Here is a 13,235-nt window from a genome sequence, read left to right as displayed (position 1 = left end):
CCGGGCTTGTCGCGTCCGAACAAATGTGGAACAGACTCTCCTATGCTGACCAAGATTTCCGTACGCGGCGCGCGTGAACACAATCTCAAGGACGTCGACATCGACATCCCCCGCGACACGCTGACGGTGATCACCGGGCTGTCGGGCTCGGGCAAGTCGAGCCTCGCCTTCGACACCATCTATGCCGAGGGTCAGCGCCGCTACGTCGAGAGCCTCAGCGCCTATGCGCGCCAGTTCCTCGAACTGATGCAGAAGCCCGATGTCGACCACATCGAAGGCCTCAGCCCCGCCATCTCGATCGAGCAGAAGACGACGTCGCGCAACCCGCGCTCGACCGTCGCGACCGTCACCGAGATCTACGATTACATGCGCCTGCTCTGGGCACGTGTCGGCATCCCGTACTCGCCTGCGACTGGCGAGCCGATCGCCGCGCAGACCGTCAGCCAGATGGTCGACCGCGTCATGGCGCTCCCCGAGGGCACGCGCCTGTATCTGCTCGCCCCCGTCGTCCGCGGCCGCAAGGGCGAGTATCGCAAGGAACTCGCCGAGTGGCAGAAGGCGGGCTTCACCCGCGTCCGCATCGACGGCACGATCCACGATATCGACGAGGCGCCCGCGCTCGACAAGAAGTACAAGCACGACATCGAGGTCGTCGTCGACCGCCTCGTCGTCGGCGGCGAGATCGCCACGCGTCTGGCCGAGAGCTTCGAAACCGCGCTGAAGCTCGCCGAGGGCCTCGCCTATGTCGACCCCGCCGACCCGGTCGAGCCGCACACCCCCAAGTCCGAAATCCTCGGCAGCAACGCCCCCGACGGCCGCATCGTCTTCAGCGAGAAGTTCGCCTGTCCGGTCAGCGGCTTCACCATCTCCGAGATCGAGCCGCGCCTCTTCTCGTTCAACGCCCCCCAGGGCGCATGCCCCGCCTGCGACGGCCTCGGCGAGAAGCTGCTGTTCGACGAAGACCTCGTCGTCCCCAACCACATGCTCAGCATCAAGAAGGGCGCGGTCGTCCCCTGGGCGAAGTCCAATCCGCCCTCGCCCTATTACATGCAGGTCCTCGGCAGCCTCGCGCGCGAATACAAGTTCGACATCGAGACCCCCTGGGGCGAGCTCCCCGAGGAGGTCCAGCGCGTCATCCTGCACGGCTCGAAGGGCAAGCCCGTCACGCTCACCTTCATCGACGGCAAGAAGAAATACGACGTCTCCAAGCCGTTCGAGGGCGTCATCGGCAACCTCAACCGCCGCCTGCTCCAGACCGAGAGCGCGTGGATGCGCGAGGAGCTGAACAAATACCAGTCCGCCGCCCCGTGCGAGGTCTGCGGCGGCGCGCGCCTTAAGCCCGAGGCGCTCGCGGTCAAGATCGCGATGAAGGACATCAGCTACGCCACCCACCTCTCGGTCGTCGACGCGCTCCAGTTCTTCACCGACATGCCGCAGCATCTCGGCGACCAGCAGAACGCGATCGCCGAACGCATCCTGAAGGAAATCGTCGAACGCCTTGGCTTCCTCAACAATGTCGGGCTCGACTATCTCAACCTCGACCGCACCTCGGGAACCCTGAGTGGCGGCGAGAGCCAGCGCATCCGCCTCGCGAGCCAGATCGGCAGCGGGCTGTCGGGCGTGCTCTACGTCCTCGACGAGCCCAGCATCGGCCTGCACCAGCGCGACAACGACATGCTCCTCAAGACGCTGCGCCGCTTGCGCGATCTCGGCAACACCGTGCTCGTCGTCGAGCATGACGAGGACGCGATCCGCACCGCCGATTACATCATCGACATGGGCCCCGGCGCGGGCGTCCGCGGCGGCCAGGTCGTGGCGCAAGGCACGCTGAAACAGATCCTGAAGTCGAAGACCAGCATCACCGCCGACTATCTTAACGGCACGCGCGAGGTCCCGGTCCCCGCCACGCGCCGCAAGGGCAACGGCAAGAAGCTCACCGTCCACAACGCCACCGCGAACAACCTGACGGGCGTCACCGCGAGCATCCCGCTCGGCACCTTCACCTGCGTCACCGGCGTCTCAGGGTCGGGCAAGTCGAGCTTCACGATCGACACGCTCTACGCCGCCGCCGCGCGCGAGCTGAACGGCGCGCGCATCGTCCAGGGCAAGCACGACAAGATCACCGGCCTGCAATATCTCGACAAGGTCATCGACATCGACCAGTCGCCGATCGGCCGCACCCCGCGCAGCAACCCCGCCACCTATACCGGCAGCTTCACGCAGATCCGCGACTGGTTCGCCGGCCTGCCCGAAGCCCAGGCGCGCGGCTACAAGCCCGGCCGGTTCAGCTTCAACGTCAAGGGCGGCCGCTGCGAGGCGTGCCAGGGCGACGGCGTGCTCAAGATCGAGATGCACTTCCTCCCCGACGTCTATGTGCAGTGCGACGTCTGCCACGGCGCGCGCTACAATCGCGAGACGCTCGAGGTGAAGTTCAAGGGCCACAGCATCGCCGACGTGCTCGACATGACCGTCGAGGACGCCGCCGAGTTCTTCAAGGCGGTCCCCCCGATCCGCGACAAGATGGCGATGCTGGTCGAGGTCGGCCTCGGCTACGTCAAGGTCGGCCAGCAGGCGACGACGCTCTCGGGCGGCGAGGCGCAGCGCGTCAAGCTCGCCAAGGAACTCTCGCGCCGCGCAACCGGCAACACGCTGTATATCCTCGACGAGCCCACCACCGGCCTGCATTTCGAGGACGTCCGCAAACTCCTCGAAGTCCTTCACGCGCTCGTCGAGCAGGGCAACACCGTCGTCGTGATCGAGCATAATCTCGACGTCATCAAGACCGCCGACTGGGTCCTCGACCTGGGGCCGGAGGGCGGCGTCAAGGGCGGCGAGATCGTCGCCGAAGGCACGCCGGAAAAGGTCGCCAAGGCCAAGGGCAGCTTCACGGGCAAGTATCTGGCGCCGTTGCTGGAGAAGAAGGTGGTGGCGGCCGCGGAGTGACGGTCAATATATGACGATTTAGGCCGCGGATTCTCCGCGGCCTTTTAAAAATTATTTGATTATACGGTGGGCTTGTATTTGCTCACTTTTCGCGACGAATCCCGATCGTCTTTCGGCGTTGGCTACGAAGGTCCCGCCCATTTGTCTGGCAAATTCTAGCGCAACTTGAGCGGCATGACGCGCTCGTTGTTCACCATACGTCTCATTCTCCATGGCTGCTCTCCCTTGACCGTTTCACACCTTAGCGCCGAGTATGCAGAACGCTAGAACGATAACGGGGATGCAGAGTGGCCTACGATTTTAGCTCGATTCGTTATCCCGAGTTAGTTTTTGGGATTGCAGGGCCAATTGGAATTGACATCGACGCAATATCCGCATCCCTGAGCGATGCGCTACACACAGTCGACTACAAGTCAATTCCGATCAGGTTAACGGAGGAAATAGCAAGCGTTCGTTCCGATGTTAAATTGCCAGTCAGAACAGACTATTATTCACAAATTAAATATAAGATGGATCACACCAGTCAGTTGTGTCGCGACAATGACGATCCCGCGTGGGCTATGCGATTTGTCGTCGACGCTATTCGTCGAAAGCGAGGGCAGCTAGTAGGCTTTGACTTGGTCAATGAAGATCATGAGCAGGGGGACGCTCCATTTGTTGATGTAGGTCGGGAAGACAAAATACAGCAACGCGTCGCATACATAATTCGGCAAATTAAACGGCCCGAGGAAGTTAAGCTACTAAGAGATATATACGGAAAGCAGTTTGTTTTGATATCTGCCTTTGCTGCAGAAGAAGACAGAGTTGCGCTAATTGCAGAAAAAATTAAACGCACGCTTCCTTTGGCAACCAAAAAATCAAAAATCTCAGCGTTTGCTGAGGCGCTGGTATTAAAAGACGCAAGCGAGGACACTGACGAATACGGACAACACTTAAGGGATGCGTTTCATCTCGCTGATGTATTTGTCGACGGGCTTGCTGTCGCTCATATGCGTGCGAAGATAGATCGTTTTATAGGCGCGCTTTTCGGTCTTAATGACATAACGCCTACCAAGACCGAATACGGAATGTATGCGGCAAAAGCCGCTTCATTAAGATCTGCTGACTTATCAAGGCAGGTGGGAGCTGCGATATTTTCATCGGACGGAGAATTGATAACGCAGGGCTGCAACGAAGTCCCTAAAGCATTTGGTGGAAATTACTGGGACACAGAAGAGCCCGACTTTCGGGACGTAAAGATCGGATCTGATCCAAACGATATTTTAAAAAAAGAAGTTCTAAGAGATATACTAGAAAGACTTGAATCCAATAAGCTATTGTCGAATAAAGCGCTTGAGCTGGCGTCGTCGGGTGGTCAGCTAATAGATGTACTATTGCGTAAGCCAAAAGAAAACGACGACGTTGGTGTGGGGTGCCTTAATGGATCTCTTATTTCAGATCTGACCGAATTTGGCCGCGTCGTCCACGCAGAAATGAATGCTATTTGCGATGCTGCGCGTTTGGGGAAGCCGATAAAGGGAAGCGTACTATTCTGTACCGCGTTTCCTTGCCACAACTGTACCAAACACGTTCTTGCTTCTGGTATATCGCGAGTATTCTTTTTAGAGCCATACCCAAAAAGTAGAGCAAAAGAACTACACAGCAATGAAATTGAGTTAGGAAACCCAAGTATAGATCGGGTGTCCTTTCATCCATTTCTTGGAATATCACCTCACCGATATCGTGATATATTCGAAAAGGGAAAAAGGAAGAAAGACGGCTCGGCAGAGAAGTGGTATTATGGTGATCCGGTTCCTATGATAGACGTAATTGTCCCAAACTATACAAGACTGGAGCTGTTTGCGACGGCTAAAATATTTGGGAATATGATCGCGACCGTTGGAGAAGGCCAAGTATGAGGCGCCTATAGGGCATACGTCGACTAAGGATGAACATGTAAAACACTTAAGTCAGCCCCGCCGCCGCGCGCAACGCCGCATTGATCCGCCCCTGCCAGCCCGGCCCGCCCTCGCGAAACTTCGCCAGCACGTCGGGATCGAGCCGCAACGTCACCTGCTGCTTGGCACGGTCGCGCAGGGGAGGGCAGCCCTTCACGACGCCGTTCGGCCCCAGATAGCCCGTCGCCAGCCGGATCACCGTGCCGCCGATCGAAAACTCGGCGATCTTGAACATCTCGTCGGTCAGTTCCGGCGCGTCGTCGTTCGGATCAAGCAAGGTAGCGGGCGAACCGTTTGCGTTCCCTGGCATTGGCCTTCCTCATCGAGACGCGCAGACCGTCCTCGGCATCGACCCAAAATATCACGACCATGCGCTCTTAGAGCATCCCGATCTTCGCCGGCCCGGATCGGTCGAGCCGTAACGTTCCCTGCTGCCCGACCCTGCAACCCCTCGGCCGAGTCGCGCCGTCTCTGCCGCCCGATCCGGCCCCCCACCGCCGCCCGGCCGCCAAATTGCACGAAACACCTCGGCGAAAGGTACGGAATGACCGCCCCGGGGGGCTGTCCTACTACCCCCGTTTCAGCATATCTGATCGGTCCTCTCCCCTCGGGATAGGATCAAACCGTGAACAAACGTTCCGACACGCCGCCCCGCGCACCGGCCTTCGCGACAGTCCCCGGCACCGACTATGCCGCGCTCTACGCGCCCGAGCCCATAAAGCCGCGCATCCCCTCGACCGCCGACACCCCCAGATGGGGCGGCACGCCTGCGCGGCTGCGCGTGCAGCCCGGCCCCGCCGTCTCGGGCGCGGGGCTGGCGGTCCCCCGCGCCATCATCTCCGAAGGCGGCGCCCCCGCGAGCGGTCCCCGCACCGACGATCGCTACACGGCCGTGACGGCCTCGCCGCCCACCACCTTCGTCACCGGCGGCGCGGAGGAGGACGACGACGACCCCCTCGACGCACCCGCCGCCGCGGCGCCGCCCCGCGCGCCCGGCGACCCGGACTCGCCCCGCGACCACCCCGACCCGCACCAGCCCGCGCGCGACGCGCTCGACCTCATGCCACCGGGCGCCGCCTGCGGCTCGCGCCGCCAGGACGGCTGGTCCGCCGCCAACCAGCGCCGCTTTCTCGAGGCGCTCGCCGAGGGGCACGGGGTCGATGTCGCCGCGCGCCGCGTCGGCCTGTCCGCCACCTCGGCCTATGCGTTCCGCCGCACCGCCAAGGGCGCGGTGTTCGCGCTCGGCTGGCGTGCCGCCGCGCTCGTCGCGCGCGATTCGATCGCCGAGACGCTGCTCGTCCGCGCGCTCGAGGGGACGGTCGACACGATCGTCCGCGGCGAGACGGTCATCACCCGGCACAAATATGACAACCGGCTCGGCCTCGCGCTGCTCGCCCGGCTCGATCGCCAGGCCGAGAGCGCGCCCGATGCCGATGCCAAGGCCGCGCGGCTCGTCGCGCAGGAATTCGACGCCTATCTCGATCTCGTCGGGCGCGATCAGGGTGCGGCGCGCGCCGGGCTGTTCCTCGCGCGGCGGACCGGCGGGGCAGGGGCCGGGGCATGGGCCGGGGCAGGGGGCGCCGATGATGTCGCGGGGGCCGACGCGCATGATCTCGCGCCGATCTATGCGCTCGCCGCCGCCGACCGGCTCGTCCGCACCGGCGTCGCGACCGCGGCCGAGGTCGATATCGCCGATCTCGATCCCGCCGCGCGCGCCGGCTGGAGCGGCGAGCAATGGGCGCGCGCCGAGGCCGCCGGGATGGTCGCGCTCGCCCCGCCGCCGCCCGCGCCCCCTCCCGCCGGGGACGACGAAACCGCTTCATCGTCTCAACATTCGCAACATTCGGCCGAGGAGGAGGACGACGACGACGATTATGACGACGATGATGACTATGCGGAGGCGGGGGACGTCGGGCGCGCGCTGCCCGGTTTCGACCCGCCGGTCTGGCGCTGCGCGGCGACCGGCGCGTGGCGCACCCGCTTCCCGCCGCCTGCGGGGTTCGCCGGCACGGTGGTCGGCGACTATGGCGACGACGATTATGCCCGCGCGCTCACGCCGGCCGAGGCGGAGCTGATGGACGCCGCGCAGGATCTGTCGCGCGCGTCGCTCGCGGCGTCGGAGCGGCAGGATCGCGACCGCTGGTTCGCGCGCGTCACGACGCGGATCGCCGCCCTGACGGTTCAGCTCGCCGCGTCGGCGGATCCCGGCGACGGTTCCGGTGCCGAACCCGGCCTCGATCCGGGAACAGGGTTGCACGCAAGCCGTTGAGGCTGCGCAACAACCAGGACATTCGTCATGCCAACCCCCGTGCGTCACCCGCACCGCAAGCCCAAGACCTTCGGCCGCACCGCGATCGCCGCGGGGGTCGCCGCGCTCGGCCTGGGTGGCGCGCTGCTCGCGGCCTGGCTGCGCCGCGCGCCCGCCAATCCGGCCGAGCATGCCGCCCCCGATCTCGCCCCCGCCCGCCCGCATCCCGGCCCCGCCGACCGCGCGCCGGAGGCCTTCCGCCCCGATCCCACCGCGGTCCCGACCAGGGCGGAATATGACTCGCTGCGTCCCGCGACGCTGCCGGTCACCTGATTTCAGTTTTTCTTTTTTTACGGAGAGTTTCATGAGCATTTTCAGCAAGATCAAATCCGCCATCTTCGGCGAAAAGGGCCCGCTCGGCAGCGGCCATTTCGGCACCCCCAAGCCCGCCGCACCGGCACCCGCGCCGGCCCCCGCCGCCATCGCCCCGAAACCAGCCCCCGCTGCCCCGGCGGCACCTACTCCGCAGACCGCCCCCGCCGCCACCCAGCCGGTCGATGTCGAGGCGGTGCTCTCGGGCATGGCGTCGCGCAAGAATTCGGACCTCAACTGGCGCAGTTCGATCGTCGACCTGATGAAGCTGCTCGACCTCGACTCCAGCCTCGACAATCGCAAGGAACTCGCCACCGAGCTCGGCTATACCGGTGCCAAGGACGGCAGCGCGGAAATGAACATCTGGCTGCACAAGGCCGTGATGCGCGAACTGGCCAAGAATGGCGGCACCGTCCCCGCAGGTCTGCAGGACTGAGTGCATCGGCGCCGGCAACCAAGGCCGGCGCCGAGCATTGAGGTGATAAGTACAACCCTCTGAAAGGACACGAAATGCGCGCTATGACGCTGGGCCTTATGGCTGCCTCCACCCTGATCGCCGGCTGCGTCGGCGGTGGCGGGGACCGCTACGGCGTCGACCCGCGCTATCGGTCCTATGACTATAATCGGCCCGACCCCGCCTATGGCAGCTACGACGCGGGCCGCTACTACCGCGACGACCGCCGCTACCGCGAACGCCGCCTGTCGAACAACGACCGCATCTACCGCGGCAATGACGGCCGCTATTATTGCCGCCGCAACGACGGGACGACCGGTCTGATCGTCGGCGGTGTGGCCGGCGGCGTGCTCGGCAACGTGATCGCACCCGGCGGTTCGGGCCTTCTCGGCACCGTGCTCGGCGCCGCCGGCGGCGCGCTCGCCGGACGCGCGGTCGATCGCAGCAACACTCCGGCACGCTGCCGCTAATGACCGGGGCCGGCGGCGATATGTTACGCCGCCGGCCTTGGTGCTGCGGGAGGACTTTCTGCTGGTAATGGTCGTCTAAAAACACGGCCAGATTTGCAATTTCGGGTCGTCTGGCCCATATGGAGATTTGCTACAGTCGCATATCGACGGTTCTTGGCGCTTTGCGGCACCTTTCTCCTTCTTTCCCTGCTCCGCGGCATCGGGCGGTCCGAACCTCGGATTGCCCCATAACAAAGAAGGAGCCATCGCATGGCTATCACTGGCACCGTAAAGTTCTTCAACGCCGACAAGGGCTATGGCTTCATCGCTCCCGATGGCGGTGGCAACGACGCATTCGTGCATATCACCGCGGTTGAGCGCGCCGGCATGCCGACGCTGAACCAGAACCAGCGCGTCACCTACGAGCTCGAGCCCGACAAGCGTGGCAAACAGTCGGCTGTGAACCTCCAGCCGGCCGACTGAGGCTGTCGGCGGACTTGTCCGCCGATGACTGATTTCGGTTGCGGCGCGGCGGCCCTTATGGCCGCCGCGCCTACTTCCTCTAGTTCCTCAGGAGCGCAGCAGCATGGCCGATAATCCAGAATTCTACCGGGCCCGCGCTGAAGAAGAGCGTCGCAACGGCGATGCCGCCTCGCTCGACAATGTCCGCGACCGCTGCCGCCGCGCCGAAAAGGCTTGGGACGACATGGCCAGCCGCGCCGAGCGCACGCAGACGTTGCGCGCCGCCCGCGAAGCCGCCCCCCCCGGTGGCGAGCGCATGGCAAATACCACGATGATCCCCGCCGAATAAGATCGGCTTAGAACGGCCGCCGCGATCGGCGGCCGTTTCCATATTCAGCGTTCGGCCATGGCAACATGCTGCACAGTCAGCGCAGCCCGCCTGTATCCTTCCACCTGTCGAGAATTTCCGGTGCTGGCGGTAATCGATCCGCTTCGACTGGTGTCGAGGCACCATTGTTTGCACTTTTCGGAACCGTAGCCGACATGGTTCCAGCCAGACCGGAATCGCCTCTAGCGCCACCCGCGCTATCAGGCAGCACTGTGGTCGAGAGTGCTACAAATGCCGTCCCGGTTGCCCCGCCGGGCACCGGCTCGTGGCCGAGATAGTGCTGGTTAAATGCCGCAGCGGTGCCCCAATAGCCTTTCCACCGGTGGAAGAAATGTGCGCCGACCACCGCCGTCATCACCAGACTGCGGCTCCATAGCGGCGTGACGGCATAGGTATGATAATGCGTCGCCAGTCCGACCGGCGCATAGACATAGCCCGCCAAAACCATCGCCGCATTCCGCTCAGCCCGGACCCAGGCAAGCCTGGCCGGTGCGCGCGCGGTCGCACCGTCACAGGCAAAGCTGAACTGACATGCAGTCGATGCCCCGCCCGAATGCGGCCCCTGATAGACCACGCCGCAGACGGTTGCCGGAAAGGCGGGATGGCGGACACGATTGAGAATGACCTGAGCAACCGCGCGTTGCCCGGCATCGGGCTCGGATGCGGCCTCGTAATAGATCGCCGTCGTCAGGCATAACAACGCCCGCGCCCGGTCGGTCGCGCTCGTCCGCGTCATTGAAAAGGGACGTGTCGCCACGACGCCGGGATCCCCCGTGGAAGCATCAACTAAAATGGGCATCTTGGGGAGGGCGGTCGTTCCCGTCACTCCGGGGACGGGAGCCCCAAAGTCCCTGGGAATGCTCTCAAGAGCATCGCTATGGCGCCCCTCGCCATTGCCGCCACGCAAAGGTGTCCCGGCATCCCTTGGCGCGTCACGGAACGCTGCGTGCGCAAACAGCGCGGTCGACGCGATCACGCCGGATATGGCCACCGGCAACCATCGTCGTCTCGATGACCGGGAGGCCCAGCGCGTCGTGTTCAAAATCCCGCCATCCTTGCGCCACCGTCATCAAAGACGGCCAGCCATATCGCAGGAAACCCTACCGTTCCGCTACCGAATGCCCGCGGTCACCCCGACGAGAGTTATTTAAGTGCGGCGGTATCGAGCTTTAACGCAGCCTCGGGGATCAGCTCGGCTTGCGGATAGGCTTGTCGGAGCGAGGGGGCGAATTGCTTGGCATCGCCGACGACCACGATACTCGCCTTTTTCGGATCGAGCAGCGCCGCGGCTGCGGTTTGAACCGACGCGGAATCCACTGCGCCGACCTTTGCCGTAAACTGCTGCAGTTCATCGACGCTGACGCCGTTCTGGACATAAGATCCCAGAATTCCTGCAACGCCGGACGTCGTCTCTATCCCGCGCCCGAAATTCCCGACAACTACCGCCTTGCGTGTCTCCAGTTCGCCCGGGGACACGGGTGCCTTGCCCATGCCCGCCAGTTCCGCTGCGATCAGCGAGACGACTTCCGTTGCGGTAGGGTTCTTGGTCTGTGTCCGCGCGGCAACCGTTCCCTGTGTCTTCCCCGCGTCCAGCGTGCTGCCTGCGCCATAAGCCAGACCGCGCTTGATCCGGATTTCCTGGTTCAGTCGTGAAGAGAAGCCTCCGCCAAGCACGGTGTTCGCTACCGCCAGCGAATAATAGCGGGGGTCGGTACGCGCGATCGCCGGCCGGGCGACGACGACGCCAGCCTGGCCCGCATCGGGCATGTCGACGACGATCACGCGAGGCGCCGGGTAATCGATCGCCATGACGGGTGTCGTCGCCGCGCCGGTCTTCTTCCAGGGGCCGAATTGGGCGTCGGCCAGCGTCTTCGCCTGCGCCGCGGTGACGTCGCCGACCATGATGAGCGTAGCCTGATCGGGGCTGAAGCTGCGTGCATAGGCCGCGGTGATGTCGGCCCGGGTGATCGCCTTCAACGAGATCGGGGTTCCGCCGATCGGCGCGCCATAGGCAGACGTGCCGAGAACTGCCCGATCGGCGACCAGTGCGGCCAGCTGCGCCGGATTCTTGAGCGCGAGTGATACTGCGTCGACCTGCTGCGTCCGTGCCCGTTCGATTTCGTCGGGCGCGAATGCAGGGTGCATCGCCACGTCGGCGAGGATCGACAGCGCGGGGGCAAGCTGATCAGCCTTCACCGTGACGTCGACGGAGGCACCGTCGCTGCCTGCATCGCTGCCGATCGATCCGCCGAGGCCTTCGATCTGCCGTGCTATCTGCGTGGCTGTCCGCGTGCGCGTGCCTTTGGTCAGCAACTCGGCCGCCAGGCTGCTGACGCCTGCCCGATTGGCAGGATCGGTTGCCGCGCCGCCACCGGTAACAAGATAGGCGGTGACGATCGGCAGATCGTGCCGTTCCACGGTGATAAGCCGCATGCCGTTGGCGAGCTGCGTTGTGATCGGCTGGGGTAGGGTCGGCGATATCGGTATGCCGGGGGCGGGGGGAAGGACGCGCTGTCCTTCCGCGGCGGGGGTAACGATCTCGACGTTGGCGGGCGCCTTAAGATCGGCAACGCGGACGCTGGGAGCCACATCGATCGTCGCGACCGGCGTCGCAGCAGGCTTGGCATCGAGCGGGAGATAACGGATCGTCGCGGACTGCGCGTCAGCCAGATAGGTCCGTGCGACGCGCTGGATATCTGCGGCCGTGACCTGCGCAATGGCCGCGAGCTGGCGATCTGCGGCGCGCGGATCACCATCCACGATCACCGATGACGCAAGGGTGCTCGCCTTTCCTTCGGCGGTTTCCCGGGCAATGATCGATGCAGTCAGGATTTCGTTCTTCGCCTCGGCCAGTTCGGCAGGGGTGACGGGGGCGTCGCGCAGCCGTGCGATCTCTCGTTTGAGCGCGGCCTCGCCAGCGTCAACGCTCTTGCCCCCGGCCATGATGGCGTAGACGACCAGATTGCCGGTCGACTGCTTGCTGTCGATCATGGCGTCGGCGGACTGCGCAAGTTGATCGCGGTAGACGACGCTTTCGTAGAGCCGCGAGCTTTCGCCCTCCGACAATATCGCTTTCAGGAGACTGAGCGCGGGGATGTCGGCAGCGCGATCCGCCGGGATATGATAGCTGATCAGCACCGCGGGAAGCGGCGTGTTGGGCTCGTAAACGGTACGCGTCACGGCTTGGGTACGGGCCGGCTCGGTGACCGTCACCCGGGGAATTGCCCCGACCGGCTTCTTGATGGGGGCGAAGTAGGTGTCGATCCAGCGGTCGAGCTGTGCAGGCTCGAAATTGCCCGAGACGACTAGGACCGCATTGTCGGGTCGGTAATAGGTTGCATGAAAAGCGCGGACGTCGTCGATGCCGGCGGCTTCGAGATTTTCCAGGCTGCCGATCGTACCACGTGCATAGGGATGTCGCGCATAGGCGAGCGCGGGATAATAGAGCGAGAACAGCTTGCCATAGGGCCGAGCCAGCGTGCTCTGGCGAAGCTCCTCCTTCACGACGTCACGTTCGGAGGCGAAGCTCTTGGGCTCGACCACGAGGCTCGCCATCCGGTCGGCCTCTGCAAACAGCAGACGCTGCAGGTGATTGGCCGGCACCACCTCGTAATAATTCGTATAGTCATCGTTGGTCGAGGCATTGTTATACCCGCCAACGTCTTCGGTCAGCCGGTCCATCTGTTCAGACACCAGATTGCGGGTCGATTTGAACATCAGATGTTCAAACATATGGGCAAAGCCGGACCGGCCCGTGGGATCGTCCTTGGACCCGACGTCATACCAGACCTGGACCGAAACGTTGGGTGTCGCCGTGTCCCGGATGGCGTAGACACGCAAACCGTTGGCCAGCACGCGTTCGGTGAAGGCGAGCGGTTTTACGGAGACGTTCGACGTCGATTTGGGGGGGGCGGACTGCGCCACCACCGCTGCAGGACAACAGGCTGCACCAAGCAGCAAGGCGGAGCGGAGGAGGCGCATC

Annotated in this window: 11 protein-coding genes; 8 read left to right on the top strand and 3 right to left on the bottom strand. The window is 63.8% G+C overall.

Annotated elements, in window-relative coordinates; translation table 11 throughout:
* Positions 1 to 42: 42 nt before the first annotated feature.
* Both uvrA and J3A66_RS19420 read left to right on the top strand, forming a co-directional pair.
* Positions 43 to 2,943, top strand: a complete 2,901-nt coding sequence (uvrA, locus tag J3A66_RS07230; protein WP_209567980.1) for an excinuclease ABC subunit UvrA — start codon at positions 43 to 45, stop codon at positions 2,941 to 2,943.
* A 287-nt stretch (positions 2,944 to 3,230) separates the two neighbouring features.
* Complete coding sequence (locus J3A66_RS19420; protein WP_209567978.1) at positions 3,231 to 4,841, top strand: anti-phage dCTP deaminase; 1,611 nt, start codon at positions 3,231 to 3,233, stop codon at positions 4,839 to 4,841.
* Positions 4,842 to 4,887: 46 nt separating this feature from the next.
* On the opposite strand, the gene J3A66_RS07220 is transcribed toward J3A66_RS19420, so the two are convergent.
* On the bottom strand, positions 4,888 to 5,190 hold the full coding sequence (locus tag J3A66_RS07220; RefSeq protein ID WP_209567976.1) for a BrnA antitoxin family protein: 303 nt from the start codon (positions 5,188 to 5,190) through the stop codon (positions 4,888 to 4,890).
* Positions 5,191 to 5,505: 315 nt separating this feature from the next.
* On the opposite strand from J3A66_RS07220, the gene J3A66_RS07215 reads away from it, so the two are divergent.
* From J3A66_RS07215 to J3A66_RS07190, 6 genes are all read left to right on the top strand, one after another.
* On the top strand, positions 5,506 to 7,149 hold the full coding sequence (locus J3A66_RS07215; RefSeq protein ID WP_209567974.1) for a hypothetical protein: 1,644 nt from the start codon (positions 5,506 to 5,508) through the stop codon (positions 7,147 to 7,149).
* Between the two features lie 27 nt (positions 7,150 to 7,176).
* Complete coding sequence (locus J3A66_RS07210) at positions 7,177 to 7,461, top strand: hypothetical protein (RefSeq protein WP_209567972.1); 285 nt, start codon at positions 7,177 to 7,179, stop codon at positions 7,459 to 7,461.
* 31 nt (positions 7,462 to 7,492) lie between these two features.
* On the top strand, positions 7,493 to 7,936 hold the full coding sequence (locus J3A66_RS07205) for a DUF3597 domain-containing protein (RefSeq protein ID WP_192069798.1): 444 nt from the start codon (positions 7,493 to 7,495) through the stop codon (positions 7,934 to 7,936).
* 74 nt (positions 7,937 to 8,010) lie between these two features.
* A complete protein-coding gene (locus J3A66_RS07200; RefSeq protein WP_192003563.1) occupies positions 8,011 to 8,424 on the top strand; it encodes a glycine zipper 2TM domain-containing protein in 414 nt (137 codons plus the stop codon).
* Positions 8,425 to 8,673: 249 nt separating this feature from the next.
* Positions 8,674 to 8,886: a cold-shock protein gene (locus tag J3A66_RS07195; protein WP_031394996.1), complete on the top strand. Its 213-nt coding sequence runs from the start codon at positions 8,674 to 8,676 to the stop codon at positions 8,884 to 8,886.
* 103 nt (positions 8,887 to 8,989) lie between these two features.
* Positions 8,990 to 9,214 (top strand): hypothetical protein, encoded by a 225-nt coding sequence (locus J3A66_RS07190; protein ID WP_107932064.1) that lies wholly within the window; start codon positions 8,990 to 8,992, stop codon positions 9,212 to 9,214.
* 76 nt (positions 9,215 to 9,290) lie between these two features.
* On the opposite strand, the gene J3A66_RS07185 is transcribed toward J3A66_RS07190, so the two are convergent.
* Together J3A66_RS07185 and J3A66_RS07180 are read right to left on the bottom strand one after the other, a co-directional pair.
* Positions 9,291 to 10,244, bottom strand: coding sequence for a cell wall hydrolase (locus J3A66_RS07185; RefSeq protein WP_348634012.1), 954 nt, complete (start codon positions 10,242 to 10,244; stop codon positions 9,291 to 9,293).
* A gap of 152 nt (positions 10,245 to 10,396) precedes the next feature.
* Positions 10,397 to 13,234 carry a pitrilysin family protein gene (locus tag J3A66_RS07180; RefSeq protein ID WP_209567963.1) on the bottom strand — a complete coding sequence of 946 codons (2,838 nt, stop codon included), beginning with the start codon at positions 13,232 to 13,234 and terminating at the stop codon, positions 10,397 to 10,399.
* Position 13,235 lies beyond the last annotated feature (1 nt).

The sequence above is a fragment of the Sphingomonas sp. PvP018 genome (assembly GCF_017876865.1).
GTDB lineage: Bacteria > Pseudomonadota > Alphaproteobacteria > Sphingomonadales > Sphingomonadaceae > Sphingomonas > Sphingomonas aerolata.
The sequence above is the reverse complement of the archived record's forward strand: the minus strand, read 5'-3'. Positions and strand labels throughout refer to the sequence as shown.

Coding starts and splice junctions, on each gene's coding strand:
- uvrA (WP_209567980.1), top strand. CDS start 43: ATGCTGACCAAGATTTCCGTACGCGGCGCGCGTGAACACAATCTCAAG.
- J3A66_RS07220 (WP_209567976.1), bottom strand. CDS start 5,190: ATGCCAGGGAACGCAAACGGTTCGCCCGCTACCTTGCTTGATCCGAAC.
- J3A66_RS07210 (WP_209567972.1), top strand. CDS start 7,177: ATGCCAACCCCCGTGCGTCACCCGCACCGCAAGCCCAAGACCTTCGGC.
- J3A66_RS07205 (WP_192069798.1), top strand. CDS start 7,493: ATGAGCATTTTCAGCAAGATCAAATCCGCCATCTTCGGCGAAAAGGGC.
- J3A66_RS07200 (WP_192003563.1), top strand. CDS start 8,011: ATGCGCGCTATGACGCTGGGCCTTATGGCTGCCTCCACCCTGATCGCC.
- J3A66_RS07195 (WP_031394996.1), top strand. CDS start 8,674: ATGGCTATCACTGGCACCGTAAAGTTCTTCAACGCCGACAAGGGCTAT.
- J3A66_RS07190 (WP_107932064.1), top strand. CDS start 8,990: ATGGCCGATAATCCAGAATTCTACCGGGCCCGCGCTGAAGAAGAGCGT.
- J3A66_RS07180 (WP_209567963.1), bottom strand. CDS start 13,234: ATGCGCCTCCTCCGCTCCGCCTTGCTGCTTGGTGCAGCCTGTTGTCCT.